At 61.7% G+C, this 24,710-nt stretch carries 27 protein-coding genes; 18 read left to right on the forward strand and 9 right to left on the reverse strand.

The window, feature by feature from the left end; all coding sequences use genetic code 11:
* The first annotated feature begins 166 nt into the window (after window positions 1-166).
* From EKH49_RS11990 to EKH49_RS12010, 5 genes are all read left to right on the forward strand, one after another.
* Window positions 167-1,336, forward strand: a complete 1,170-nt coding sequence (locus tag EKH49_RS11990; RefSeq protein WP_128471165.1) for an acetoin utilization protein AcuC — start codon at window positions 167-169, stop codon at window positions 1,334-1,336.
* 101 nt (window positions 1,337-1,437) lie between these two features.
* The gene (locus EKH49_RS11995) at window positions 1,438-1,875 is read left to right on the forward strand and encodes an ArsR/SmtB family transcription factor (protein WP_128471043.1); all 438 of its coding nucleotides are present in this window, start codon (window positions 1,438-1,440) and stop codon (window positions 1,873-1,875) included.
* Window positions 1,876-2,065: 190 nt separating this feature from the next.
* Complete coding sequence (gene gdhA, locus EKH49_RS12000; protein ID WP_038992317.1) at window positions 2,066-3,409, forward strand: NADP-specific glutamate dehydrogenase; 1,344 nt, start codon at window positions 2,066-2,068, stop codon at window positions 3,407-3,409.
* Window positions 3,410-3,665: 256 nt separating this feature from the next.
* Entirely contained in the window at window positions 3,666-3,890 is a 225-nt protein-coding gene (locus tag EKH49_RS12005) for a helix-turn-helix domain-containing protein (protein ID WP_013349804.1), read from the forward strand.
* Between the two features lie 139 nt (window positions 3,891-4,029).
* On the forward strand, window positions 4,030-4,128 hold the full coding sequence (locus tag EKH49_RS12010; protein WP_005504750.1) for a 30S ribosomal protein bS22: 99 nt from the start codon (window positions 4,030-4,032) through the stop codon (window positions 4,126-4,128).
* Between the two features lie 104 nt (window positions 4,129-4,232).
* On the opposite strand, the gene EKH49_RS12015 is transcribed toward EKH49_RS12010, so the two are convergent.
* Window positions 4,233-5,039, reverse strand: a complete 807-nt coding sequence (locus EKH49_RS12015) for an HAD family hydrolase (RefSeq protein WP_128471044.1) — start codon at window positions 5,037-5,039, stop codon at window positions 4,233-4,235.
* Window positions 5,040-5,101: 62 nt separating this feature from the next.
* On the opposite strand from EKH49_RS12015, the gene EKH49_RS12020 reads away from it, so the two are divergent.
* A complete protein-coding gene (locus EKH49_RS12020) occupies window positions 5,102-5,347 on the forward strand; it encodes a glutaredoxin family protein (RefSeq protein WP_307723203.1) in 246 nt (81 codons plus the stop codon).
* 27 nt (window positions 5,348-5,374) lie between these two features.
* Window positions 5,375-6,049 (forward strand): redox-sensing transcriptional repressor Rex, encoded by a 675-nt coding sequence (locus EKH49_RS12025; RefSeq protein WP_255209569.1) that lies wholly within the window; start codon window positions 5,375-5,377, stop codon window positions 6,047-6,049.
* A gap of 105 nt (window positions 6,050-6,154) precedes the next feature.
* Here the strand turns inward: EKH49_RS12025 and EKH49_RS12030 are convergent, their stop codons facing one another.
* Complete coding sequence (locus EKH49_RS12030) at window positions 6,155-6,931, reverse strand: hypothetical protein (RefSeq protein ID WP_128471045.1); 777 nt, start codon at window positions 6,929-6,931, stop codon at window positions 6,155-6,157.
* A gap of 174 nt (window positions 6,932-7,105) precedes the next feature.
* Between EKH49_RS12030 and EKH49_RS12035 the strand changes: the two genes are divergently transcribed.
* The 5 genes from EKH49_RS12035 to ccsB are packed head-to-tail and all read left to right on the forward strand — an operon-like array spanning window position 7,106 to window position 11,850.
* Window positions 7,106-7,768 (forward strand): histidine phosphatase family protein, encoded by a 663-nt coding sequence (locus tag EKH49_RS12035; protein WP_128471046.1) that lies wholly within the window; start codon window positions 7,106-7,108, stop codon window positions 7,766-7,768.
* Window positions 7,769-7,774: 6 nt separating this feature from the next.
* Window positions 7,775-8,398: a TlpA family protein disulfide reductase gene (locus EKH49_RS12040; RefSeq protein WP_128471047.1), complete on the forward strand. Its 624-nt coding sequence runs from the start codon at window positions 7,775-7,777 to the stop codon at window positions 8,396-8,398.
* An 8-nt stretch (window positions 8,399-8,406) separates the two neighbouring features.
* On the forward strand, window positions 8,407-9,162 hold the full coding sequence (locus tag EKH49_RS12045; RefSeq protein ID WP_128471048.1) for a cytochrome c biogenesis CcdA family protein: 756 nt from the start codon (window positions 8,407-8,409) through the stop codon (window positions 9,160-9,162).
* Complete coding sequence (gene resB / locus EKH49_RS12050; protein WP_128471049.1) at window positions 9,162-10,790, forward strand: cytochrome c biogenesis protein ResB; 1,629 nt, start codon at window positions 9,162-9,164, stop codon at window positions 10,788-10,790. Before EKH49_RS12045 ends, resB begins: the two co-directional genes overlap by 1 nt.
* On the forward strand, window positions 10,783-11,850 hold the full coding sequence (gene ccsB / locus EKH49_RS12055) for a c-type cytochrome biogenesis protein CcsB (RefSeq protein ID WP_128471050.1): 1,068 nt from the start codon (window positions 10,783-10,785) through the stop codon (window positions 11,848-11,850). Before resB ends, ccsB begins: the two co-directional genes overlap by 8 nt.
* Window positions 11,851-12,115: 265 nt before the next feature.
* On the opposite strand, the gene EKH49_RS12060 is transcribed toward ccsB, so the two are convergent.
* A complete protein-coding gene (locus tag EKH49_RS12060) occupies window positions 12,116-12,559 on the reverse strand; it encodes a PLD nuclease N-terminal domain-containing protein (RefSeq protein ID WP_128471051.1) in 444 nt (147 codons plus the stop codon).
* Between the two features lie 53 nt (window positions 12,560-12,612).
* Here EKH49_RS12060 and EKH49_RS12065 point away from each other — a divergent pair, with 53 nt between their 5' ends.
* A complete protein-coding gene (locus tag EKH49_RS12065; RefSeq protein ID WP_128471052.1) occupies window positions 12,613-12,903 on the forward strand; it encodes a DUF4229 domain-containing protein in 291 nt (96 codons plus the stop codon).
* Window positions 12,904-13,036: 133 nt separating this feature from the next.
* Here EKH49_RS12065 and EKH49_RS12070 read toward each other — a convergent pair whose 3' ends face one another.
* From EKH49_RS12070 to EKH49_RS12080, 3 genes are all read right to left on the reverse strand, one after another.
* The gene (locus EKH49_RS12070) at window positions 13,037-13,921 is read right to left on the reverse strand and encodes a 1,4-dihydroxy-2-naphthoate polyprenyltransferase (protein WP_128471053.1); all 885 of its coding nucleotides are present in this window, start codon (window positions 13,919-13,921) and stop codon (window positions 13,037-13,039) included.
* Window positions 13,922-13,996: 75 nt separating this feature from the next.
* Window positions 13,997-15,124 (reverse strand): AMP-binding protein, encoded by a 1,128-nt coding sequence (locus EKH49_RS12075; RefSeq protein WP_128471054.1) that lies wholly within the window; start codon window positions 15,122-15,124, stop codon window positions 13,997-13,999.
* A 27-nt stretch (window positions 15,125-15,151) separates the two neighbouring features.
* Entirely contained in the window at window positions 15,152-16,114 is a 963-nt protein-coding gene (locus EKH49_RS12080) for a 1,4-dihydroxy-2-naphthoyl-CoA synthase (RefSeq protein WP_201739609.1), read from the reverse strand.
* Between the two features lie 184 nt (window positions 16,115-16,298).
* Between EKH49_RS12080 and EKH49_RS12085 the strand changes: the two genes are divergently transcribed.
* Window positions 16,299-17,738, forward strand: coding sequence for an amino acid permease (locus tag EKH49_RS12085; RefSeq protein WP_128471055.1), 1,440 nt, complete (start codon window positions 16,299-16,301; stop codon window positions 17,736-17,738).
* 76 nt (window positions 17,739-17,814) lie between these two features.
* Here the strand turns inward: EKH49_RS12085 and EKH49_RS12090 are convergent, their stop codons facing one another.
* Complete coding sequence (locus EKH49_RS12090; protein ID WP_201739610.1) at window positions 17,815-19,242, reverse strand: MFS transporter; 1,428 nt, start codon at window positions 19,240-19,242, stop codon at window positions 17,815-17,817.
* 336 nt (window positions 19,243-19,578) lie between these two features.
* Here EKH49_RS12090 and EKH49_RS12095 point away from each other — a divergent pair, with 336 nt between their 5' ends.
* Genes EKH49_RS12095 through EKH49_RS12105 form a run of 3 tightly spaced genes read left to right on the forward strand, consistent with a single transcriptional unit; the run spans window position 19,579 to window position 22,474 of the window.
* Window positions 19,579-20,802 (forward strand): thiolase family protein, encoded by a 1,224-nt coding sequence (locus tag EKH49_RS12095; RefSeq protein ID WP_128471056.1) that lies wholly within the window; start codon window positions 19,579-19,581, stop codon window positions 20,800-20,802.
* 2 nt (window positions 20,803-20,804) lie between these two features.
* Window positions 20,805-21,599, forward strand: a complete 795-nt coding sequence (locus EKH49_RS12100; RefSeq protein ID WP_128471057.1) for an enoyl-CoA hydratase/isomerase family protein — start codon at window positions 20,805-20,807, stop codon at window positions 21,597-21,599.
* Window positions 21,600-21,601: 2 nt separating this feature from the next.
* On the forward strand, window positions 21,602-22,474 hold the full coding sequence (locus tag EKH49_RS12105) for a 3-hydroxyacyl-CoA dehydrogenase family protein (protein ID WP_038992296.1): 873 nt from the start codon (window positions 21,602-21,604) through the stop codon (window positions 22,472-22,474).
* Window positions 22,475-22,528: 54 nt separating this feature from the next.
* On the opposite strand, the gene EKH49_RS12110 is transcribed toward EKH49_RS12105, so the two are convergent.
* On the reverse strand, window positions 22,529-22,783 hold the full coding sequence (locus tag EKH49_RS12110; RefSeq protein ID WP_128471058.1) for a LuxR C-terminal-related transcriptional regulator: 255 nt from the start codon (window positions 22,781-22,783) through the stop codon (window positions 22,529-22,531).
* A 145-nt stretch (window positions 22,784-22,928) separates the two neighbouring features.
* Window positions 22,929-23,831 carry a serine protein kinase RIO gene (locus EKH49_RS12115; RefSeq protein ID WP_128471059.1) on the reverse strand — a complete coding sequence of 301 codons (903 nt, stop codon included), beginning with the start codon at window positions 23,829-23,831 and terminating at the stop codon, window positions 22,929-22,931.
* A gap of 140 nt (window positions 23,832-23,971) precedes the next feature.
* Between EKH49_RS12115 and EKH49_RS12120 the strand changes: the two genes are divergently transcribed.
* On the forward strand, window positions 23,972-24,700 hold the full coding sequence (locus tag EKH49_RS12120; protein ID WP_223308760.1) for a tyrosine-protein phosphatase: 729 nt from the start codon (window positions 23,972-23,974) through the stop codon (window positions 24,698-24,700).
* The last annotated feature ends 10 nt before the right edge of the window (window positions 24,701-24,710 follow it).

Here is a 24,710-nt window from a genome sequence, read left to right on the forward strand (position 1 = left end):
GCGGAGTTGAAGTCCTCCTAGTAATTTACGCGTTTCCACCGCTAAACGCTTGCGTTGCCCGCCTGAAGACCCGACTAGCCTCGCATTCTGCCATAAATTCATGAGTTGGATCACTATCGGGTAGCCTGAAATCGTGTTAGATCCGCAGCATGCCCCACGGCCCACCATGGTGATGTGGGATGAACAGTATCTGAAGTACAAATTCAGCGACTGGCATCCGATGCACCCTTCGCGGCTAGAGCTGACCTATCGGCTCAGCGACGAGCTGGATGTTTTCGATGCGCAGAACGTCTCGATCCAGGCGCCAGAAGTTGCCGAGGACGCGGTTATCGGCACGGTTCACGACCAGACCTATATCGACCAGGTGCGGCGGGTCAGCCAGGATCCGGCACTGGTTGCCGAAGAATTCGGCTTGGGCACTGAAGACGACCCGGTATTCGCCGGGATGCATGAAGCAGCCGGACGCATCGTGGGAGGCTCGGTGATGGCGGCCCAAGCCATCATGGATGAAGATGTTGTCCGTGCAGTGAATTTCGCCGGCGGCATGCACCATGCAGCGAAGAGCAAGGCCAGCGGTTTCTGCATCTACAACGACGCTGCCGCCGCGATCCATCGCATGCTGGAACACGGCGCGAAGCGCGTAGTCTACATCGATGTCGACGCGCATCATGGGGATGGCACCGAATCGATCTTCTGGGATGACGAACGTGTGCTGACAATTTCAATCCATGAATCGGGATTGTCGCTTTTTCCGGGAACCGGATTCGCCAATGAAATCGGCGGCAAGGATGCCCAAGGCAGCGCAGTCAATGTCGCTCTTCCGGCCATGACCGGGGACTCCGGGTGGATGCGTGCTTTCCATGCGATCGTTCCCCAGCTGGTGCGCGCCTTCAAGCCGGAAATCATTGTCTCCCAGCATGGATGCGATGCGCACCGTGATGACGACATGACCAATTTGAAGCTGTCGGTCGATGCCCAACGCCAGGCCGCCTTGGATATTTCCCAGCTGGCGGACGAACTGTGCGAAGGCCGTTGGCTGGCTACCGGAGGCGGGGGGTATAACGTCACTGCCGTCGTTCCGCGTACCTGGACGCATCTGACCGCGATTGTTGCCGGCAAGCCGGTGCCGTTGCGCACCTATGTCCCCGAGACTTTCCGCCGTTATGTCCTGGAGAAGTACGGGCGTGCCATGCCTTATCTCATGGGTGACGATGCCCAGTTGTGGTGGCGCAATTGGGAAGTTGGCTATGATCCGGCCGATCCGGTGGACAGGACCATCATCGCTACCCGCAAGGAAGTTTTCCCGCTCTTTGGCCTTGATCCCTGGTTTGACTAGCCTCGGGTCGATGCGACCACTGGGCGCAGCAACAAGACTTCACAGCTTTTTCGACAAGGAAATCGATTGCCATTCGTTCATATGCCGTTAGGGTTATGAGTGTGGCAATTGATGAAGTATTTTCGGCGTTGGCTGAGCCGACCCGACGCAGGATCATAGAAGCGCTCAAGACCGAGCCGAAAGCCGTGGGCACCTTGGTCACGGAACTGGAGATTTCCCAGCCAACGGTTTCCAAGCACCTGAAGGTATTGCGCGAAGCTGAGCTTGTCAGCATGGCCGCTGCCGGGCAGCGGCGCATCTACAGCATTGACACCGCTGCGCTGGAGGACCTCGTGCATTGGTGCACCGAATTGGTTCCTGCACCAGCGGCGGGCCAGGAATCGGCAACGGCCGAAACCGGAACCGAGGGGCAGCTGGCTGTGGCATCGAATCCGACTGCCCAGCAGATCGGCCGCCGCGTGGGCCAAGGCTTGGAACAAGTTACGGGACGCGCGCAGGAATTCTTCGAGAAACTTCCTCGGTTCGGGCGCCGACGCTAGGCGTTGTCCAGTCTTCGACGTTGCAACCGGGCAAAATGGTCAATCTTTTAAGTTACGCGCGCAATCCTGTTTTATAACAAGAAAATTTTGTTCAGAATGCCCAGCATGGCATTCTCGTGTGCGGGGCAGTGACGCCGGCTATGAGGCCCCTTGTGCGCCTGTGCCTGCCCCAAGTGATGAGGAGAAGAACTTGGACAAGCACTTAGCGACGATTCGCGACGAAGTCTTCCGCCGCAATCCCGGCGAAGCAGAATTCCATCAGGCCGTCACAGAAGTATTCGAGAGCCTTGAAGCCGTATCGGTCAAGCACCCTGAATACGCTGAAGCCGCAATCCTGCAGCGTTTGTGCGAACCTGAACGCCAGATCATCTTCCGCGTGCCATGGGTTGACGACGAAGGACGCGTGCAGATCAACCGCGGCTTCCGCGTTGAATTCAACTCGGCACTAGGCCCATACAAGGGCGGTCTGCGCTTCCACCCATCGGTCTACCTTGGCATCGTCAAGTTCCTGGGCTTCGAGCAAATCTTCAAGAACTCCCTGACCGGCATGCCAATCGGCGGCGGCAAGGGCGGCTCGGACTTCGACCCCCGCGGCAAGTCCGATGGCGAAGTCATGCGCTTCTGCCAGTCCTTCATGACCGAGCTCTACCGCCACATTGGCGAGTACACGGATGTGCCGGCAGGCGATATCGGCGTGGGTGGCCGCGAAATCGGCTACCTCTTCGGCCAGTACAAGCGCATCACCAACCGCTACGAGTCCGGCGTGCTGACCGGCAAGGGCTTGAGCTGGGGCGGTTCCCTGGTTCGCCCGGAGGCCACCGGCTACGGCGCAGTGATCTTCACCGAAGAAATGCTCAAGACCCGCGGCCAGACCTTCGATGGCCAGCGCGTGGTCGTTTCCGGTTCGGGCAACGTGGCAATCCACGCCATCGAGAAGGCGCAGGCACTGGGAGCCAAGGTAGTCACCGCTTCCGATTCGGCCGGCTTCATCGTTGACGAAGGTGGCATCGACCTGGATCTGCTGCGCCAGATCAAGGAAGTCGAGCGCGGGCGCATCTCCGAGTACGCCGAACGCCGTGGCAGCAAGAAGGTCAAGTACGTCGCAGGCGGCAGCGTCTGGGACGTTGAAGGCACCGTGGCGCTGCCTTGCGCAACCCAGAACGAGTTGGGTGCCGAGGCTGCGAAGAAGATGGTCGCCGCTGGCACCATTGCCGTCGCCGAAGGCGCCAACATGCCTACCACCGCTGAGGCAACGTCGATCTTCCAGGATGCCGGAGTGCTCTTCGGCCCGGGCAAGGCTGCCAACGCTGGTGGTGTTGCCACCTCGGCCCTGGAGATGCAGCAGAATGCCAGCCGCGATGCATGGACTTTCGAGCACACCGAGCGCCGCCTGACTGAGATCATGGTCGGCATCCACGACAGCTGCGCAGCGACTGCAGACGAGTACGGCATGCCAGGCAACTACGTCGCCGGCGCCAACATCGCAGGCTTCGTGAAGGTCGCTGACGCCATGCTCGCACAGGGCGTCATCTAGTAATTCAGTTTGTTGCAATCCGCGCGGATTCATCGGAACCCCGGTGAATCCACGCGGATTGTCTCGTTCTGGCATCGAAATATGTGATTCAGACGGTCACCGGTGTGTTTCGTGATGCAAAAGTTACAAAAGTGCGATTAGACTAGTACAAAGCGAACGTGAACCTGAACCGCCGATGTTGATCCAAAGTCGTGTAAGTTCATCTTCGCTAAAATAACGCGACGAATTAGAGATCAGCGTCAGGAGAATATCCCGCATGACGGATAAACAGAATTTTGCCGGAGCCCGATTCATGACTGTGGCCGAAGTCGCCGACATGATGCGTGTTTCCAAAATGACCGTTTATCGGCTGATCCACGCCGGTGATCTGCCAGCTGTTCAGTTCGGTCGCTCCTATCGCGTTCCGGAAAACGCCGTGGAATCATATCTGAATGCCGCGGCCATTGATCCGCAGCACGGTACCGGTTCCTACGGTCGATAGTCCGCGCGATGGTCAGAGCATGGCCGAAAAGCGGGTAATCTGTTAAGGAACGTTTAACGTCCGGTCAACCTTGTCCTTGTGCTCGCGCGCAAGCAGGCGTTTGGGGTTGACGCATTTATTTAGTTTGTGAGGAACCACTATGGGCTCTGTTATCAAGAAGCGCCGCAAGCGTATGTCGAAGAAGAAGCACCGCAAATTGCTTCGCAAGACCCGCCACCAGCGTCGCAACAAGAAGTAAATCTGCTTCTGAGCATTTGCCGCTTGGCAATCATCGCCACCGCTTCACAGTGAAACTGCTGAACGGTGGCGATTGCTTTATCCAAGAAACCGCTCAATGCCCGCCTAAGAGCCGGAACGGCGCAGGAACGAACGCCGGGCAGCCCAGAGCGCGCCGAGGACGCCAGCGGCCTTCAGGCCCAGTTTGGCGGCCCGCTGGCCGGTGCGGAAGTCATAGACCTGCCAGCCGCGGCGCTTGGCGTAGGCGCGCAGGCGTGCATCGGGATTGATGCACACCGGATGGCCCACGGCTTCAAGCAGGGGAACATCATTGTAGGAATCCGAGTAAGCCCAGGACTTCGATAGCGAGATTCCGCGAGCCTTCGCCAAGGAACGCACAGCCTGGGCCTTTTCCGCGGCATGCAGGATCGGGCTGGCCAGCGCTCCGGTGTAGAAACCGTCTTCGCTGGCCACTACGGTGCCCAATGCGCCGGTCAGTTCCAGGCGATCCGAGATGACATTCGCCACTTCCAGGGGAGTGGCGGTGACCAGCCAGACTTCGCGCCCCACCGTCCGATGCTGGCGGGCAATGGCTACCGTCCCGGACCACAGCTTCGGTTCGATGTATTCGTCATAGATCTCGTTGCCTATCTTCTCGATCTCGGACACCGGAATCCCGCGAACCATCATCAACGCACGGTCGCGGATCTGGTGGATGTCCCCGAGGTGCTCGCCTCGGGCGGCGAAGCGCAGCTGCTTGAGCGCGAACCAGAGGATTTCGCGGAACTGGAAGAAACGGCGCTCATGCAGCTTCCGCGCCAGCAGATACAGCGAGGCGCCGCGCACAAGCGTGTTGTCGACATCGAAAAAAGCGGCGACCGTTTCCGGAGCCAGGGCGGAATTCGGGCTGGGGTGAGGATCGATGGAAGGCATTTGATCCAGTTTATTTCATCGCCAAGTTCAAGCGTGGTTACGGCTCGTGAGATTATAGGCAGGTGAGTACTTTGCATCAGATCCAGCTATTGGTTCGAGAAGGCTGCCACCTGTGCCACGCGGCACGCGCAACCGTGGCCGAGGTGACTGGACGGCTGAATATGGAGTTTTCCGAACTCGATATCGACCAGCACCCTGAACTGCTGGCAAAGCACCACGAAGAAGTGCCGGTGCTGCTCATCGACGGAGCAGTCCGCGACTTCTGGCACATCGACGCACAGCGTCTCGAACGGCTGCTGCGCAGTTAGCCGCTGCGGAAATCATGAATATGCGTTGTGCTCGTCCAGAGCACCGAAAAGTGCGGGAGAACGAAGATGTCAGAGCTTGAAGCCCGGGTCCTGCCTGAGGCCACGCTGGCTCGACTGACCCAATACCTGCGCGCGCTGAACGCCCTGGAAGCCCAAGGCCTGGAACGCACCAGTTCCGGAGTGCTGGCCAAGGAAGCCGGCGTTAACCCCTCCATCTTGCGCAAGGACCTATCCTGGCTGGGATCCTACGGAACCCGCGGAGTGGGCTATGTGGTCCGCGAGCTGGCAGAACATATCAGCCGCACCCTCGGCTTGAACCAGGACTGGCGTGTGGCCATTCTCGGCGCAGGCAACCTCGGCCGCGCGCTCAGCGGCTATGCAGGGTTCAGGACCCGTGGCTTCAACGTCAAGGCGATCCTGGATGTCGACCCAGCTCTGGTGGGCAGCGCAGTCGGCGAACTGCATGTGGAAGCCATCGCGGACTTGGCTGCTGTTGTGGAACGCGAGGAAATCAACATTGCTGTCCTGGCTGTTCCCGGAGAAGCCGCGCAGGATCTGGTCTACGAACTGGCCGAGCTATCGGTCCGCTCGGTGCTCTCCTTCGCGCCGAAGCCTCTGCGCGTACCAGCGGGAATGAATCTGCGTCGCGTCGACCTGTCCACCGAACTGCAGATCCTTGCCTACCTCGCCGTCCAAGGCTGAAACTCCGGCAAGCAGAAAGGCGTAGCCGCATCATCCTCCGATGGGATGACGCGGCTACGCCTTGATTGTTCTTGCGGGGCCTAGCGGAACTGCAAGGCCAAGGGTTTAGCGGAAGCCCGCGAGGCGGGCCTGGCGGCGCTGCGCAATGTATTGCGAAGACGGGCGCAGCCAGGAGAAGACCACGCCGGCGACGCCCAGCAAGATGCCCACAACGTAGACGGCGTTGATGATTCCGGCTTGGGTGTCGGCGAACATGCTGATCATTGGAACAGTCGTCACCAGGTTCAGCAGCGAAATCGCAGCGAGGATCGTGGCGATAATGCGCATGGCGCCGACGCCGCGGCCAACGAAGAAGCCCACCAGGAAGTACAGGCCCAAGGTGATGATCATGCCGACAATCACGAAACTCGACATCATGGAATTGACCTGGGACATGAAGGCTTCAGGGCTGGCCATCATCTGCTCGACCATCGGATCCTGTTCCATGCCAGGGGTGCTCTGCATCTGCTTCTGGAACTCTTCTTGGACCAAGGACCACTGCTGGCCAATCATGTTCGCCATCATGTTGGAGCTGGCCATCAACCAGCTGGCCAGGGCGCTGAAAATGCCGGCGAGCATGATCAAGCCGAAGGCGATAGCCAAGGTCCGCGGACGCTCGGTCGGCGGCTGCACGCCAGCGTAGCCTCCCTGCTGGCCATACTGGTCGTAGCCTGGAGCCTGCGGCTGCCCGTAGGGATTCGGATTCTGGCCGTACGGGTTCTGGCCATATGGCGAGGGCTGCTGGCCATAGGGGTTTTCGCCGTAAGGGTTCTGCGATGGACTCTGGCCCGAAGTGTTCGGGTTGTAGGGCTGGCCCGGCTGGTTAGGATCGTAGTCGCTCATCATGCATCCTTCTGGGTCGAACTATCTTATTTACCAAGCGTAGTGGCAGGTGATTGTGAGCAACCCCTCCGAAAGGATGGTTTTTCCATATGGGATTCCAATGCGTGTCCTGTGAATAGTTGACGGTGGCCACAATATGGCTAATTTGCATCGATTATTTGAGACACTGGAAACATGCCTTTATCGACTGTCCATTTGTTGCGCCATGGGGAAGTTTTCAACCCTGACCGTATGCTCTACGGCAGGATCCCCGGCTTCGGGCTCTCGGAATTGGGATTCCAGATGGCCGATGCGGCAGGCGAATATTTTGCCAAGCGCCAGGCAGACGGCGGCAATGTGGTCCGGTTGGTAGCCTCCCCGCTCTTGCGTGCCCAGCAGACTGCCGCGCCGACTTCGAAGGCCTTGGACCTGCAGATCCACACCGACGAACGGGTGATTGAAGCGGGCAACAAGCTCGAAGGCCTGTCCAAGGTCGCCGAGCACCTGCGCCAGCCGAAGTATTGGCCGCTGCTGGTCAACCCGCTGAAGCCTTCATGGGGCGAAGCCTACGTCGAACAGGTAGCCCGCATGCGCCAGGCCATGGACGAGCATCGCAAGGCAGCGGTCGCCGATCACGGCGAAGGCTCCGAGGTCATCATCGTCAGCCACCAGTTGCCGATCTGGGTGACGCGTCGAGCCGCCGAGAAGAAGCGTCTGTGGCACGATCCACGCCAGCGAGAGTGCACGCTGGCATCCATCACAAGCTTTGATTTTGAGGGAGACGATTTGGTCTCCGTGCGTTACACCGAACCGTGCCCCGAGCTGCTTGCCGGCGCGGCGAATATCCCTGGAGCCTAAAGCAAAATGACTGATCCCGTGCCTAATCCTCGCCCGTTGAGCCGCCGTACCATGCTGCGTTCGCTGATGGTTGCCGCCGCTGTGGTGCCGCTGGCTGCCTGCAGCGGCAACGAAGATGCGCTGACCGCGCAAGCGAACAGCGGCGACGGCAAGAACTACATTGCCGGCGACGGTGCAGTGGAAGAATACGAAGTCTCCAAGCGCAGCGAACCGGTGGCCATCAAGGCCACAACGTACCATGGCACGGACATCGACTTCACGCAGTGGCAGGGCAAGCCGGTAGTCATGAACTTCTGGTACGCCGCCTGCGCTCCGTGCCGCATCGAAGCGCCGGATCTGAAGGAAATTGCCGAAGAGTTCGGCGAGAAGGTCGAATTCATCGGCGTCAACGTACGCGACGAAGCCGAAGCCGCGAAGGCCTTTGAACGCACCTTCGATATTCCCTACGAGTCTGTGCAGGATACGACCGGGGAGATCCAGCTGGCGATGACCAAGTACGTGCCGCTGCAAGCCGTGCCATCCACGCTGGTGCTGGACCGCAAGGGCCGTGTCCGTGCCCGCGTAATCGGTGCCGTGGAGCCGGGGACCCTCAAATCATTGATCAGCACCGCTCTGACCGAAGAGTTGTGAGCTGATCAGTGACCTCTAATCCCTTTGCCGACATCGTCCTGGACGGGTCGTTGCTCCTGGCCGCACCCGTGGCCCTGCTGGCTGGGTTGGTCTCCTTCCTCTCGCCTTGCGTCCTCCCGCTTGTGCCGGGCTATCTCGGCTACGTCACCGGTTTGACCGGCGCAGATTTGAAGGACCACCGCCGCGGCCGGATCGTCTCCGGCGTGCTGCTCTTTGTCCTGGGATTCTCCGTGGTCTTCATTGCCGCCGGCGTGCTCTTCAGCCAGGCGTCCGCGTGGCTGCGGTTCAACGGGTCCTGGGTCACCCAGGCGCTGGGGTTGGTCGTGGTCTTCATGGGCGTCGTCTTCATGGGCGGATTCTCCTGGATGCAGCGGGATCGCAAGATCCATAAGAAACCGCCTGCCGGCTTGTGGGGCGCCCCGGTGCTGGGGCTGACCTTCGGGCTGGGCTGGGCGCCGTGCATCGGCCCGACGTTGAGCGCGGTATTGATCATGTCCACCGGAGTGGACGCGAACGTGGGCCGCGGAACCTTGCTGACCGTGTTCTATTGCCTCGGATTGGGCCTGCCCTTCATCCTTATCGCAATGGGGCTGCAGCGCGGCATGCAGGCGTTGGCGTTTTTCCGCAAGCACCAAGTTCTCATCATGCGTTTGGGCGGGGGACTGCTCATTGCCTTGGGCCTGGTCATGGTGACGGGGCTTTGGGGAACATGGGTAGCAGAACTGCAAAACTGGTTTGCCAATGAAGTGAGGTTGCCAATTTAATGGCGAAACAACAACGGAAGTCCAAGGGAACCGGCGACGCGCCTGCCTTGGGATTCGTGGGTTCCATGCGCTGGATCTGGACCCAGCTGACATCGATGCCCACAGCACTGTTCCTGCTGCTGCTGCTCGCTGTCGCTGCCGTGCCGGGTTCTATTTTCCCGCAGCGCGATGCCAACCCCGAATCTGTCGCCCAGTACCTGGATCAGCACACCACCGCCGGCCCCTGGCTGGACCGCTTCCAGATGTTCGACGTGTACTCCTCGGTGTGGTTCTCCGCGATCTACATCCTGCTGTTCATCTCGCTGATCGGCTGCATCCTCCCGCGTGTGAAGAAGCACGCCAAGGCCTTGCGCACCCCGCCACCGCGGACCCCTGCGCGCCTGGACCGCCTGCCCCAGTACAGCACGCATGAAATTCTCGAAGGCGAAGCCGATACGCCCGACGACCAGCAGGTCATCGATGATGCGTTCAGGATCCTGAAGAAGCGCGGCTACCGCGTCGAGCGCCGCGAGGATGCCATCGGTGCCTCGGTGGCCGCCGAGCGCGGGTACACCCGCGAAATCGGCAACCTGCTCTTCCACATCTCGCTGGTGGGCGTCCTTGCTTCCGCGGCGATCGGCGGCTCCCTGGGCTACACCGGACAGCGCGTCGTCGTCGAAGGGGAAACCTTCGTGAACTCGCTGGTCGCCTATGATTCCTTCACCCCTGGCACGAACTTCAACGCCGATAACCTCCCGGGCTACGCGGTGACCCTGGACCAGTTCGATATTGTCTTCGACCGCGAATCAGAATCCCACTTCGGCCAGCCGCTGGACTTCACCGCCCACGTGCAGGTGCGCGAATCGGCAGACGCGGAGCCTGTGAAGCAGGAGCTGAAGGTCAACCACCCGCTGCGCATCAAGGGCGCCGACGTCTACCTGGTCGGCAACGGCTACGCCCCGGTGATTACCGTCAAGGACGGCAACGGCAACGTCGCCTACTCCGGCCCGGCGGTCTCCATCCCGCAGGACTCGGTCTACACCTCGATGTTCGTGCTGAAGGTGCCGGACGCAGAACCTTCGCAGCTGGGCTTCCAAGGCTTCCTGCTGCCCACCGCGCTGGTGGACGAGAACGGCTTCGGCATTTCCGGCGACCCCAACGCCATCAACCCGCAGCTGCACCTGAACTCGTACTTCGGCGATCTCGGACTGGATGACGGCAACCCGCAGAACGTGTTCGTGCTGGACACCGACAAGATGGAGCCGCTGAACAGCCGTGATCTGGATGCCGGCGGCATCATCCTCGAAGCCGGGCAAACCTACGAGCTGCCCGACGGCAAGGGCTCGATCACGTTTGACGACCTCAAGCGCTATGTGGCATTGGATGTGAACCACGACCCGGGCAAGCTGCCGATCGGCATCTCCTCGGCTCTGGCGTTGATCGGCTTGTCGATCTCGCTGTTCACCCCGCGTCGCCGCGTTTGGGTGAAGCTGAAGAATGAGGACGGCAAGCGTAGTATCGAATACGCATTGCTGGCACGTGGCGAGGATCCGCGTCTGGAACGCGAAGCCGCAGAACTACAAAAGATCTTTGACAAGGCTTGGCCATTGGCAAGCCAGGAGCAGAACCAAGGAGCCGTAAATGGATAACGCAGGGGCATTAGCGCCTATTAATGAAACGCTGGGTGAATACAGCCAGCTGTTCATGCTGCTGGCCGCCATGGTCTATGGGGTCGTCTTCATCATTTTCGCCTTGGACCTGGCAAAAACCAACAAGTCCATCAGCGAAATGGATTCCCAGGCGCTCAAGCGCGACGAGGAACTGCTGGTCAGCGCCGGCAGTGCCGCGGTGGGCACCAAGGCCCGTGCCCGCAGGGGCGCCGCCGCGCGTGCCGATAACGTCGGCGAGCACATCGTGACCGACAAGATGGAATACACCCAGCTGTCATCCAAGCGTCCGATGGCCCGCATTGCCGTGGTGCTGATGTGGCTGGCAGCGGTCCTGCACGGCGGCGCAGTGGTTTCCCGGGCAATGGCAGCGCACCGCGTGCCGTGGGGCAACATGTACGAGTTCCTGTCGACCGGTGCTTTCCTGGTGGCCCTGGTGTACCTGCTGGTGCTGATCTTCAAGGACCTGCGCTTCATGGGATCCTTCATTTCCGGCCTGGTGACCTTGATGCTGTGCGGTGCCACCATCGGCTTCCCCACACCGGTGGGCCACCTCGTTCCCGCTTTGCAGTCGCCATGGATCGTCATCCACGTTTCCATCGCGGTGCTGGCTTCGGCGCTGTTCGCCATCAGCTTCGCCATGAACGTGCTGCAGCTGATCCAGCATGCCCGCATGAACCGCCTGGCCGCTGGCCAGAAGGACAAGTTGCCCTTCATGCGCGTGGTGCCGGGCGCCGGCGCACTGGAGAACTTCGCCTACCGCATCAACACCATCGCCTTCGTGATGTGGACCTTCACCGTGATCGCCGGAGCGATCTGGGCTGAAGCCGCCTGGGGCCGTTACTGGGGTTGGGATCCAAAGGAAGTCTGGTCCTTCGTGATCTGGGTGGTCTACGCAGGCTACCTTCACGCACGCGCCACCGGCGGTTGGACGGGTCCACGCTCGGCCTGGTTGTCCATCATCGGCTTCCTGTGCGTGGTCTTCAACTTCACCATCGTGAACATCTTCTTCGACGGCCTGCACTCCTACGCCGGAGTCTAGACCCAAAAGAAATCTGCACTGCGAGCGGTTTCCCTTTCATGGGAGGCCGCTCGCAGCGTTTTAACCGCGCAGTGCAGGGCGCTGTGTCCAGCTGAGGCGCAAGTAGCCTGCAAGTGGCCCATTGAGCCCGTCCGGAGCCCGGAGAAGCGGTCCGGGGCATAATCCAGCCACCCGGTTGCCCGGGGCTCCAGGGCACAAATAAAGCCCAGCTGCGCTGGCTAGGCGTGCTGGGCTGGTTGCCGGGAACCCCGGCAGGTCGAGAGGGCTACTCGGAGTCAGGCGAAGCGCTGTCTGAGCCTTCTGGGTTGTTCTTGTGCTCCGCGCTGGGCTTTGGCTCCTTGGCCTCCGGCTTGGCTGGTTTCGCGTCGTCGGCCTTCTGCGCATCCTCGCGTTTGGTGAGGTCTTGCTCACGCGCCTTCAAGTCGGCTTCACGCTGCTGCTGGCGGCGCCAGATCTCCAGCTGGCGCAGGAAATCCTCGTCATCGTCCGGAGCCATGGACTTCTGCGCCGGGGCATCATGAGATGCTGCAGGGCGCCCCAGGAGGAACCACAAACCGGCTCCGAGGAGCGGAAGCAGGATGATGACCGCGAACCACGCAGGCTTAGGCAATGACCGGATGCGGCTGCGTTCTGCACGAGCGCATTCGATCAGGGTGAAAATCGTCAAAGCAACCGAAACCACTGCGGCGAAAATTAAAAAGCGGACCATGCTTCCATTCTAGTGATAATCCTGTTCACAGGTTCATCGGTAGACTTGAGACTATGCAGTTCGTGAAATATACCGTTATCCGCCTAGGCGTATTCCTCGCCGTTTTCCTGGGCCTCTGGTGGGGTCTGAGGTGGCCAATCTTCGTTTCTGGAATTATTGGCCTCATCGTGGCCTTCGCGGTGGCCTACCTTTTCTTCAACAAACTTCGTCTACGGGCGAACGAAGATATCCGCAACGCCTTCAACAAGACCTCGGCCAACAAGACCAAGAAGCAGCTGGACGACGAAGCTGTCGAGGATGAATTCGACGAATCGCAGCGCAAGCAGGCGCCTCACGCCGAGTAGTTCCCGCTACGCAGGTCAATCAAGAACTGCAAGGCCCAGCCAACCACCCTGGCCGGCACGGCAATTAACGAGATGGGCTGGCCGGATCGCATGATCCGGCCAGCCCATCGTCTTATGCAGTCACTACTGGAACCTAGGCCAGAACCTCGATGGCGATCGCCAGGGCGAAAAGCACCGCGTAGACCATATTCACAATGCCGGTCTGCTTGAGCACTAGCACCAGTTTGGGAAGCCGCTGTTCGCGAAGCATCAGCAACGATGGCGCTGCCGCGGGAATGAAGGTAATCAGGATCAGCCACATCCACGGGAAGTCGCCGGTGGCCAGCAATGGCAGCAGGATGGCTATCGCCAGCATCAGCACATAGCTCAGGCGGGCGTTGTGTTCGCCAAGGCGTACCGCCAAGGTAATCTTCCCCACCTCTTTGTCGGTTGGAATGTCGCGCACGTTATTGGCCATCAGCAGGGCGCAGCCAATCAGCCCGGTGCCGATGGCACCCCACAGCGAAGCCATGGTCAGCTGGTTGATCTGGGTGAAAGTGGTGCCCAGGGTGGCAACCAGGCCGAAGAAGATGAAGACGTAGATATCGCCCAGGCCGCGGTAGCCGTAGGGGTTCTTGCCGCCGGTGTAGCCCCAGGCGGCGAAGATCGCGGCAACGCCGACCAGCAGCAGCGGCCAGGCCGAGGAAAGGATGACCAGAACCAGGCCGATGACGGCGGCCAGACCGAAGCAGCCGAAAGCGGCATTGCGCACGTTCTTCGGCTCGGTGAGCTTGGAACCGGTCAGGCGCAGCGGGCCGACGCGTTCGTCATCGGTGCCGCGGATGCCATCCGAATAGTCGTTGGAGTAGTTCACTCCCACCTGGAGCAGCAGGCCCACGAGCAGAGCCAAGATGAAACGGAACCAGTGAATGGTTCCGGTTTCGCCGAGCGCGGCCGCGGTGCCGATGACGACCGGGGCAATGACGATGGGCAAGGTGCGCAGGCGCGCACCGGAAACCCACTGGGAAAGTGTGGCCACTTCCTGTCCTTTCAGGGCAAGTGAAAACTCGTACCCTCTAGTTTCCCGCGATTAGCCGTGCAAGGCGAATTGAGGCTAGTCGCGAATGCCCAGTTCCTCGATGAGCAACCGGCGATTGAACTTGCCGTTGGGCAGCTGCGGCAAGCCGTTGGGGTAGTGGCGCACGTGCTTGGGCACAGCTTCCTTGCCCAGCGTCCGGCGCACCGCGTCAAAGGCGTCGGCGGTGCTGGTCGGCCCCGAATATGCCAGTCCCACGCTTTGGCCCCATTGCGCATCGGGCACCGGAACCACGATTGCCTGCGTGAAGAATTCCTCCAGCAGCCCTTCGATCTTCGATGCCGAAAGCTTGATGCCCCCGGAATTGATCACGTCGTCGATGCGTCCGATGATCTTCAAGCGCTGTCCGTCAACGGTGCCCAGGTCATCGGTGACATACCAGCGCGCACCATCTCGTTCAACGAAGTGCTCGGCCGTGGCTTCGGGGGCGTGGGCGTATCCGTCGGCCAGCATCGGGCCGGAAACCCAGATGCGTCCCTCATGCTCGGCCAGCTGCACGCCGGGAAGCGCGGTGCCGTTGTAGACCAGGCCGCCGGAGGTTTCCGAGGAGCCGTAGGTCTGGAAAATCTTCAGCCCGAGATGCCGTGCGCGGGTCAGCAGATCCCGGCTGGCTCGTGCCCCGCCCAGGAGGATGGCATCGAAGCGCTTCAGCGCCTGCAGGGTTTCCGGAGCCGGGTTGTCCAGCAGCCGGGCCAGCTGGGTCGGCACCAGCGAAGTGATCCGGCGTGACTCGACCATTTGATTGGCCGCTTCGGTGAAAGCCGTGGCCGAGAAGCTGCCCTTGGTGTCCATGGCCACTGGCTTGGTGCCGGCGAATAAGGAACGGGTCAACACGCTCAGGCCCGCCACGTAGTGCACCGGCAAGGCCAATAGCCACTGGCCTTCGAAGCCGAGGAACTCGGCCGTGGCCTGCGCGCTGGATGCCAACGCCGAAACGCTGAGCACCGTGCGCTTGGCCCGGCCGGTGGAACCGGAGGTCCGCACTACCGCCATGGGCTGCTCGAAACCCGGCAGGTCCGTTGGGGCCAGGTACTCGATGCGCCAGCCGTTCGGGCTGCGCTCATCGAGCAGCACCTCAACGGCCGGGCCCTCGTCATTGGCCGCCTTGGCCAGGGCCGCGAGCAGTTCAGCGAGTTGTGCGTCCATATCCGGTCCTCGTTCCTCCGCGCTGGATTAGAAGTAGTAGGGGTAGCTGGACCAATCCGGGTCGCGCTTGCCCAGGAACGCGTCGCGCCCCTCCACTGCTTCGTCGGTCATGTAGGCCATGCGGGTGGCCTCGCCTGCGAAGACCTGCTGTCCGGCCAGGCCATCGTCGGCCAGGTTGAAAGCGAACTTCAGCATGCGGATGGCCTGCGGGGACTGGCGCGCGATATCGGCTGCATACTCCAACGCCACCTCTTCGAGGCGTTCGTGATCCACCGACTCGTTGACCGCACCCATGCGGACCATGTCATCGGCCGAGTACTCGCGGGCGAGGAAGAAGATTTCGCGGGCCGTCTTCTGCCCGACCTGGCGGGCGAGCAGAGCCGAACCGTACCCGGCATCGAAGGAGCCGACGGTGGCATCGGTCTGCTTGAACTTGCCGTTCTGCTTCGAGGCGATGGTCAAATCCGAGACAACGTGCAGCGAGTGCCCGCCGCCGGCAGCCCAGCCGTTGACGACGCACACCACAACCTTTGGCATGGTGCGCATCAGGCGCTGGACCTCCAGGATGTGCAGGCGTCCGGCACGTGCCGGGTCGATGGACTCGCGGGTCTCGCCCTCGGCATAGCGGTAGCCGTCGCGGCCGCGGATGCGCTGGTCGCCGCCGGAGCAGAAAGCGTGCCCGCCGTCCTTCTCCGATGGTCCGTTGCCGGTCAGCAGCACAGTGGCCACATCGCTGGTCATGCGCGCATGGTCCATGGCGCGGTACAGCTCGTCCACGGTGTGCGGGCGAAAGGCGTTGCGCACCTCGGGGCGGTCGAAGGCGATGCGCACGGTGGGAAGGTCGCGCACGATGCTGCCATCAGCGGTTCGCTCAACCTGGCGATGGTAGGTGATGTCGGTGAAGTCGAATCCCTCGACCACGCGCCAGCGCGTTGGATCGAAGACATCGGAGACCTTCTCGGGCAATGCGGAATTATTCAGGCTACTCACCCTATGAATGCTAGTCGGTTTCGTCCCGAACTCTAAGAAAGGGGGAGTAGACTCTTCACGGCCCGACTCGCGGTTGCGCACGGAATCCCCGCCTCGAAGCCTTGGACCACCCAGTGACGCACCGGATTCATTTCACGATTTTGCACGGATCCATTCAACGCTTCCGTAGGTCAGGAGTTCATCTATGCCATCTGCCCAGCATCCCCCGGCAGCCCCGGAAATCAGTGCCGAGGGCTACAAGAAATCCCTGAGCCGCCGCCACGTCCAGATGATCGCGATCGGCGGAGCCATCGGCGTGGGGCTGTTCATGGGGTCCGGCGGGCGGCTGGCCTCGACCGGGCCGGCACTGGTGCTGTCCTATCTGGTGGCCGGTGCGCTGGCCTACCTGCTGATGCGGGCCCTGGGTGAATTGATCATGTACCGCCAGACCTCAGGCTCCTTCGTCTCCTACGCCGCTGAGCTCTTCGGCCCGAAGGGCGCCTTCGTCTCCGGATGGATGTACGTGCTGAATTGGATCATGACTGGCATCGCCGAATTGATCGCCATCGGCCTGTACTTCCAGTACTTCTTCCCGAATGTCCCGGTCACTGTGTCCGCATTCTGCGCGTTGCTGTTGCTGGTGGCCATCAACCTCTTCAGCGCCAAGGCGTTCGCGGAGTTCGAGTTCTGGGCGGCCTGCATCAAGGTTGCCGCGATCCTGCTGTTCCTGGCCGTGGGCACCTACATGGTGGTGACCAACGCCCAGGTCGGAGAGCACACCGCATCGGTGGCCAACCTGTTTATCGGCGATGAGAACGGCGAGGGCGGCATGTTCCCGCGCGGCTTCTTCGTAAGCATCCTGGTCCTGAATTCGGTGATCTTCGCCTACAACGCCATTGAACTGGTCGGCATTGCCGCCGGCGAGATGGAGCACCCGGAAAAGGAAGTTCCTTCGGCAATCCGCGCCGTGGTCGTCCGCATCCTGGTCTTCTATGTCGGCAGCGTGTCCCTGCTGGCCATGGTGCTGCCCTGGAACGAGTATGAATCCGGGGTCAGCCCATTTGTCACGGTCTTCGAGAAGATGGGCCTGGGCTGGGTGGGAAGCGTCATGAACCTGGTGGTGATTACCGCCGCGCTGTCCTCCTGCAATTCGGGCTTGTACTCCATCGGCCGCATCCTGCGCACCATGAGCGGCAACGGGCATGCCCCGCAGTGGCTTTCCAGGATGAACAAGCACTTTGTGCCTTCAGCCGGCATCATCACCGTGGGCGTGGTCTATCTTGCCGGAGTCATCCTGAACATCTGGCTTGGCGATTCCTTCGCCTTCGACCTTGCCTTGAACACCGCATCCATTGGTGTGCTGTTCACCTGGGCCTCGATTTTCGGATGCCAGCTGATGCTGCGCAAGAAAAAGGGCGCGGTGTCCTCGCTGCCCATGCCGGGTTCGCCCATTACCGGCTGGATCGGCTTGATTTCCCTGCTGGTGATCACCGTCCTGATTTCCTTCGATACGCTGACCGGGGAGAACGGCGAGGTATTCCCGGTAGGGCTGTACACGATCGCCGCGATTCCGCTGTTCGCGGTGCTGCTGTGGGTCGGCTGGCGGTTCGCCCGCAGGCACGCCCGGTCGAGCATCGACTTCTAGCCGCCGGGCTTTCGGCACCAAGCACCAAGGGGGCGCATCTGCACTGCAGATGCGCCCCCTTTGCTGTTGCGCTGGCTCAGGACGTCCGGGTTTCGTCCTGTTGCACCGTGGCCAGGATGCCGGTGTCCAGGGCGTCGGGGATTTCCGTGCCGCGCAGCGAGGCGCCGGCGGTCTCCGGCATGAACTTGATGGCGATCGCGCCGATGACGCAGGCTGCCATCATGTAGATCGCAGGGAAGAGCAGGAAGCCGGTGGAATCGATTGCCGCTTCGTTGACCATCGCGGCGGTACCGCCGAAGATGGCGGTGGCGATGTTGTAGGTGATCGCGAAGCCCGCGAAGCGCACCTGCGAGGGGAACATCGCCGGGAAGGTCGCGGTGATGGTCGCCAGCTGCGGGATGTACAACAGGCCAAGCACGGCGAAGCCGACAATGGCCCAGGCGAAGGACTGGCCCATCAGCCAGAACATCGGCAGTGCCAGCACGAACAGTCCGATCACCGAGGCGTACCACATCGGACGGCGTCCCACCTTGTCGGAGAGCGAGCCGGCGAACGGGATGACCGCCATCATGGCAACCTCGCCGATCAGGATGGTGGCCAGCGATGCGCTGGAGCTCAGCCCCAGCTGGGTTTCCAGGTAGGTCGGCATGTAGCTGAGCAGCGTGTAGTTCACGACGTTCAGCGCGATGACCAGTCCGGACATGGTCAGCATCGGGCGCCAGTACTGCATGACCAGTTCCTTGAGCGAACCGCCCTGCTGGGCCTCGCCGGCCTCTTCCATCTCCTGGAAGACCGGGGTGTCCTCCAGCTTACTACGCAGGTACAGGCCGATCAGGCCCATGGGCAAGGCGAGGAAGAACGGGATGCGCCAGCCATAGGCCATCATGGCCTCTTCGCCGAGCATCAGCTGGAGGGCCAGCATTACCGCGGTACCGAGGGCGAAGCCGCCCAAGGTGCCGAATTCCAGGAAGGAGCCGAAGAAGCCGCGCTTGCGGTCCGGCGCGTACTCGGCCATGAAGGTTGCCGCGCCGCCGTATTCGCCACCGGTGGAGAAGCCCTGGACCATGCGCAGCAGCACCAGCAGGATCGGGGCTGCGACGCCAATGGCTTCATAGGTGGGCAGGACACCGATGAGGAAGGTGGCCAGCGACATCATGATGATCGTCAAGGCCAGGATCTTCTTGCGGCCCAGCTTGTCGCCCAGCGGGCCCCAGACCAGGCCGCCAATCGGGCGGACCAGGAAGGAGAGGGCGAAGGTGGCCAGGGCCATGAAGGTGCCGCCCTCGGTGGGGAAGAAGTGGGCGGTGATGTAGGTGACGGCTACGGCGTAGACACCGTAGTCGAACCATTCGGTCATGTTGCCCATGGCCGAGGCGGCAGTGGCCTTGCGAACTTCTTGCCGGCCTTCCTGCGTGTTCATGTCCGGGCCGATGTCGTGGTCCAGGTCGGGTGTGAAATTATGAGAATTCGAGTTGTCGTTTGGCTGGCTATGTTCCGGTTGCATTGCTGCTCCGTTGTTTTCAGCTTTCCGTCGACCGATCGCCCAAGGGCCAGATAGAAATTCATCGCCTTGGCCGCGGTCCACGATCCGAGGGTTTCCCGGAGTCGGTTAAATACCAGAGGCTATTCGAATCATTCTGCAAGATCAAGCACTGACATGGATTTGGTTCCGAGGGTTCGCGGATAAAACGGTAGTTGGCCTGTGGGCTGGCCACGTGGAATAGCAGGCCTGAAAATGTTCAATTGTGAAAAAGCGGCGATCCGCGACTTTATTATTGAACGAATGGTCGGTAAGTTTAGGTGTTGAGGGTCACTAACCATTTCGGCATAAGGAGCACAAATGACCGAGGCATTTCTCGTAGGTGGAGCACGCACGCCGGTAGGACGCTACGGAGGGGCGCTCAGTGCTGTGCGCCCGGACGACCTGGCTGCGCTGACGATCCGCCGCGTCATCGACGACGCAGGCATCGACCCGGCAGACATCGATGAAGTCATCTACGGAAACGCCAACGGCGCTGGCGAGGAGAACCGCAACGTGGCCCGCATGGCCGCGCTGCTGGCAGGCTTGCCCATCACTGTTCCGGGCATCACGGTCAACCGCCTCTGCGCCTCCGGCATGAGTGCCATCACCATGGCCAGCCACATGATCAAGGCCGGTGCCGCCGACATCGTCGTCGCCGGCGGCACCGAATCCATGTCGCGGGCTCCCTGGGTCATGGAAAAGCCGGCCAAGGCCTTCGCCAAGCCGGGGGCAACCTTCGACACCTCCATCGGCTGGCGCTTCACCAACCCGCAATTCCTTTCCGGGGAGTACGCCCGCAATGGCAAGGCCACCTTCTCCATGCCGGAAACCGCCGAGGAAGTCGCCCGGGTCTACAACATCTCGCGCGAGGACTGCGACCAGTTCGCCGTCGAATCCCACGCCAAGGCCATCGCCGCCATCGAAGCTGGGCGCTTCCGCGATGAAATCGTTCCCGTGACCGTCAAGAGCCGCAAGGGCGACACCATCGTGGACACCGATGAAGGACCACGGCCTGGGACCACCATGGATGTGCTTTCCGGACTGCGCCCAGTAGTCAAGGGCGGCAGCGTGGTCACCGCCGGCAACGCCTCGACGCTGAACGACGGCGCTTCGGCGATCCTCGTGGTCTCCGAACGCGCCATCAAGAAGTATGGCCTGACCCCGCGCGCACGTATCGTCGACGGGCAGGCCGCGGGCCTGGAACCGGAGATCATGGGCATGGGCCCGGTCCCGGCGACCCGCAAGGTCCTCGAACGCGCCGGCGTGGGCATCGAGCAGATCGGTGCCATGGAAATCAACGAAGCCTTCGCCAGCCAGTCCCTGGCCAGCATGCGCGAGCTGGGCGTAGACGCCTCAATCGTCAACCGCGACGGCGGCGCCATTTCGCTGGGCCACCCGCTGGGTTCCAGCGGTTCGCGCATTGTCATCACCCTGCTGGGCCGCATGGAACGCGAACTGGCTTCCGAGCAGCGCAAGCTGGGCATCGCCACCATGTGCGTGGGCGTTGGCCAGGGCACCGCCATCCTGCTGGAAGGCGTCTAGGCATGAGCGATTTGAACAGCGAATTCACCACCCTCAAGCTGTCGGAAACCGATGACCGGCTCTGGGTGCGCCTGCACCGGCCGGATGTGCGCAACGCCATCGACCAGGCCATGGTCGACGAGCTGCACGCCATCTGCGCCTACCTGGAGAAGAACCCCAAGATCCTGATCATCGCCGGCACCCCCGCAGAAGCGCCGAGCGAAGCCAACCCCAAGGGGCGCAAGGGCATCTTCGCTTCGGGCGCGGATATTGCCCAGCTGCGCGAACGCCGTCGCGATGACGCGCTCGCCGGGATCAACTCGGGCATTTTCGACAGGATCGCCAAGCTGCCGATGCCGGTGATTGCAGCCCTCGACGGCTTCGCACTGGGCGGCGGTGCCGAGCTGGCCTATGCCGCGGACTTCCGCATCGGCACCCCCGAGCTGCGCATGGGCAACCCTGAAACGAACCTGGGCATCATGGCCGCGGCCGGCGCCACCTGGCGGCTGAAGGAGCTGGTCGGCGAACCGCTGGCCAAGGAAATCCTGCTGGCCGGCAAGGTGCTCACCGGCGAGCAGTGCCTGGCCGCCAACCTGGTCACCGAATTGCATCCGGCGGCCGAGCTGGATGCGGCGGCCGACGCCTTGGCGGACCGCATCGGAGCCCAGGATCCTCTGGCGGTTCGGATCACCAAGTCGGTCTTCCATACTCCCCGCGAAGTCCACCCGGTCATCGACACCTTGGCTCAGGGCATGCTGTTCGAGTCCCAGGCAAAATTCGACCGCATGCAAGCATTCCTAGATCGAAAGAAGAAGTAAGCATGAGTGCACAGACCAGCTTCACCTCCGGCGCACTGCCGCAGCAGATGGGCGTGCTCGGCGGAGGGCGCATGGGCGCCGGCATCGCCCACGCGTTCCTGATCAGCGGCAGCTCGGTGACTGTTGTCGAACGCGACAGCGAGTCGGCGCAGGCCGCCTATGAGCGCGTGGCGGCATCAGTGGACAAGTCGATCGCCCGCGGCGGGGTGAGCGAAAGCCGCGAAGAGCTGCTGGCTCGTTTCTCCACCAGTACCGATTACGGGCAATTCGCCAGCGCGCAGCTGGTGATTGAAGCAGTCCCTGAAATCTGGGATCTGAAGGTCTCCTCGCTGCAAGCGGTGGAGCAGGCCTTGGGCAGCGATGCCGTGCTCGCATCCAACACCTCGTCGCTGTCGGTCAGCGGACTGGCCGAGGAATTGCAGCGTCCGCAGAACTTCCTGGGCCTGCACTTCTTCAACCCGGTCCCGGCTTCCACCCTGATCGAGGTCGTGATCGGCAAGCAGACCGACCAAGCGCTGGTGGGTGCATCGCGCGGTTGGGTTGAAGGCTTGGGCAAGACCGCGGTCGTGGTTAATGACGCTCCGGGCTTCGCATCATCCCGCTTGGGCGTGGCAATCGCGCTGGAAGCGATGCGCATGGTCGAGGAAGGCGTCGCCAGCGCCGAAGACATCGACAATGCGATGGTCCTCGGGTACAAGCACCCCACCGGCCCGCTGAAGACCACCGACATTGTCGGTCTGGACGTGCGGCTGGGCATTGCAGAGTACCTGCATGAGACGCTGGGGGAGCGCTTCGCTCCGCCGCAGATCCTGAAGGACTTGGTGGCCGAGGGCAAGCTGGGCCGCAAGACCGGGCAGGGCTTCTATACCTGGTAGGACATCGATGAAAAGGGCTGCGCATGCAGCCCTTTTCGCGTTCCGGCAGGTGTTTCAGGCGATCAAGCCGCTGTGGCGCGCACGCAGCACCTCATCGAAGCGATTCGTGGCGACCAGCTTCCGCGCCGCCGGCGCCAGATAGCTCGTGACGGTGCTTTCGGCTAAGCCCATATGCGCGCCAATCAAGGCATTGCACGGGACCAGCGCCAGATGGGAATCCACTTCGAGCTCACGCGGCGAAAGGACAGAGAGGCCGACGCCTTCATTTGCCTGGCCATGGGAGCCTTCAGCGCAAGCACGCTGATTCACGAGCTCGGCGGCTGGCCGGGCCGGATATCACCGCACTCCTGGCCTGGTACGGCTTTTGCCATCGGCGACAACACCACCTGGCGTCGTGCGGTGCTGCCCGTCTGAGCCCAGTGGGCGTACAAACCGGTGGTCGGCAAGCGCCGGCTCAGAACAGATGGCTCAGCAACGAAGAAAACAACTCATCCGGGTCATTGGGCAGTCCCTTGGAAGCGAACCACTCGCAAAGATTCACGCAATCGCGATGCAAGAAGTCCAAACCGTTCGGGTTGCCGGCGAGATCGACGCACTGCGGAACATCGATCACCACCAGGCGTTCGCCGGATACGAGAAGGTTGTATGCCGAAAGGTCGCCGTGGGCGACCCCGAGTCCGGCAAACCTCTCCAACGCGTCGACGAGCTGGTCCCACAGCGCTGGCAGGCGCGGATCAAAGCGCGAGAGCTGCTGCAACCTCGGAGCCGCCGCATGGTGGTCCTCGGGATCGGCGATGAACTCCATCAGGATTTCGGTGCCGTCGATTTGCACCGGATAGGGGACCGGAATTCCCGCCTCGTAGCAGCGCAACAGGTAGGTCCATTCGGCGTTGGCCCACTGCAGCGCTGCCACCTGCTTGCCGTAGGTGGAGTTGTTGCGGATGGCGCGGTTATCACGCGAACGTCGTGCGGAGCGCCCATCGCTGTAGGCCTGGGAACGGCTGAACTGCATTTGCTCACGTGAACGGTAGCGCTTTGCGGCCAGAAGGCTGCTGCGATCTTCGGTGGCACGTTCCAGCAGGAAGACATCGCCTTCCTTGCCGGTTTTCAGGATTCCCAGCTCCGTGTCAATAGCGGCGGCGTCTTCGATGAGCCAGTGCGGATACGGCTTCGGCCCGCGCAACCCCTTTTCGATAAATGGCCACGTCGAGTACCGTTGGCCGTCATCCGGTTCACCGGTATCGGATTCGTTCCAGACAGGCTTGTGCTTGCTGAATTTCAGTTGCTCATCGGCATCTGCGGAGCCGGCATCGATCAGTGGTGAATGTGCGGCCGCGAGGCCAGCGGGGTAATGCATTGGAAATAGTCCTTGGAAGTAGTGGGGAGTGACGGGTACAGGCGGAAAGCAATCATCGTTACCCCTCCTTCGCTAGACTGATTGACGTTTGTCAATGACTAAAACTCTACAACATGCCAGCGATGTGTTGCAATGGGCCTATGAACCAAAGCCTGAATTACCGCAAGCAAGCCGGAGATCTGGAATGGAACGGAGCCGTCAATGCGCGGCATGTCTGCGGGGCGTTCTACCGCATGGGCAGGCACGAGTGGCTGACCGACCAGGGGTGGCGGCAGCTGCAGGATGACGGCATTGACCGGATCATCGACCTGCGCAACCCGAGCGAGATCAGGCGCCGCGAACATGACCCGGTGGTTGCCGAGCCGAGCATGCGGGGTATCGAGCTGATCAATCTCCCGCTGGAATCCCCAGGTAACGAGCGTTTCGAAGCGGTCGCGGTCCCGTATATGAACCACACCGGGATGTACCGGCTGGTTTGCGAGGAATTCGGGGATCAGCTGGTGGCGGTCTTCGAGAATCTGGCGGCAACCCGCAGCGGAGCGGTGATCCACTGCTCCGCCGGGAGGGACCGCTCGGGCCTAGTGGCGACGCTGCTGCTGGATTTGGCCGGGCTCCGCGACGAAATCCTGGCGCAGGACGAAGCGGCGGTGCGCGGCATCAATGAATGGCATCGGGTCTCGCCGCGCAAGCACCCCCATGAGTCCCACCAGTCTGCCGGTGAGCTGGAGGCTATCATCAGCAGCCGCGCCGCCGAATTGGAGAAGTTCCTGGACTGGCTCGGCTCTGCGGAGGACTACCTGCGCGGCCAAGGCCTGAGCGAGGACAGCCTGTCCGCTGTCCAGGCGCTGGCTCGACTCAATATCCCATGACAGTGCCGCA

The organism is Glutamicibacter sp. HZAU, assembly GCF_004100365.1.
Lineage (GTDB): Bacteria > Actinomycetota > Actinomycetes > Actinomycetales > Micrococcaceae > Glutamicibacter > Glutamicibacter nicotianae.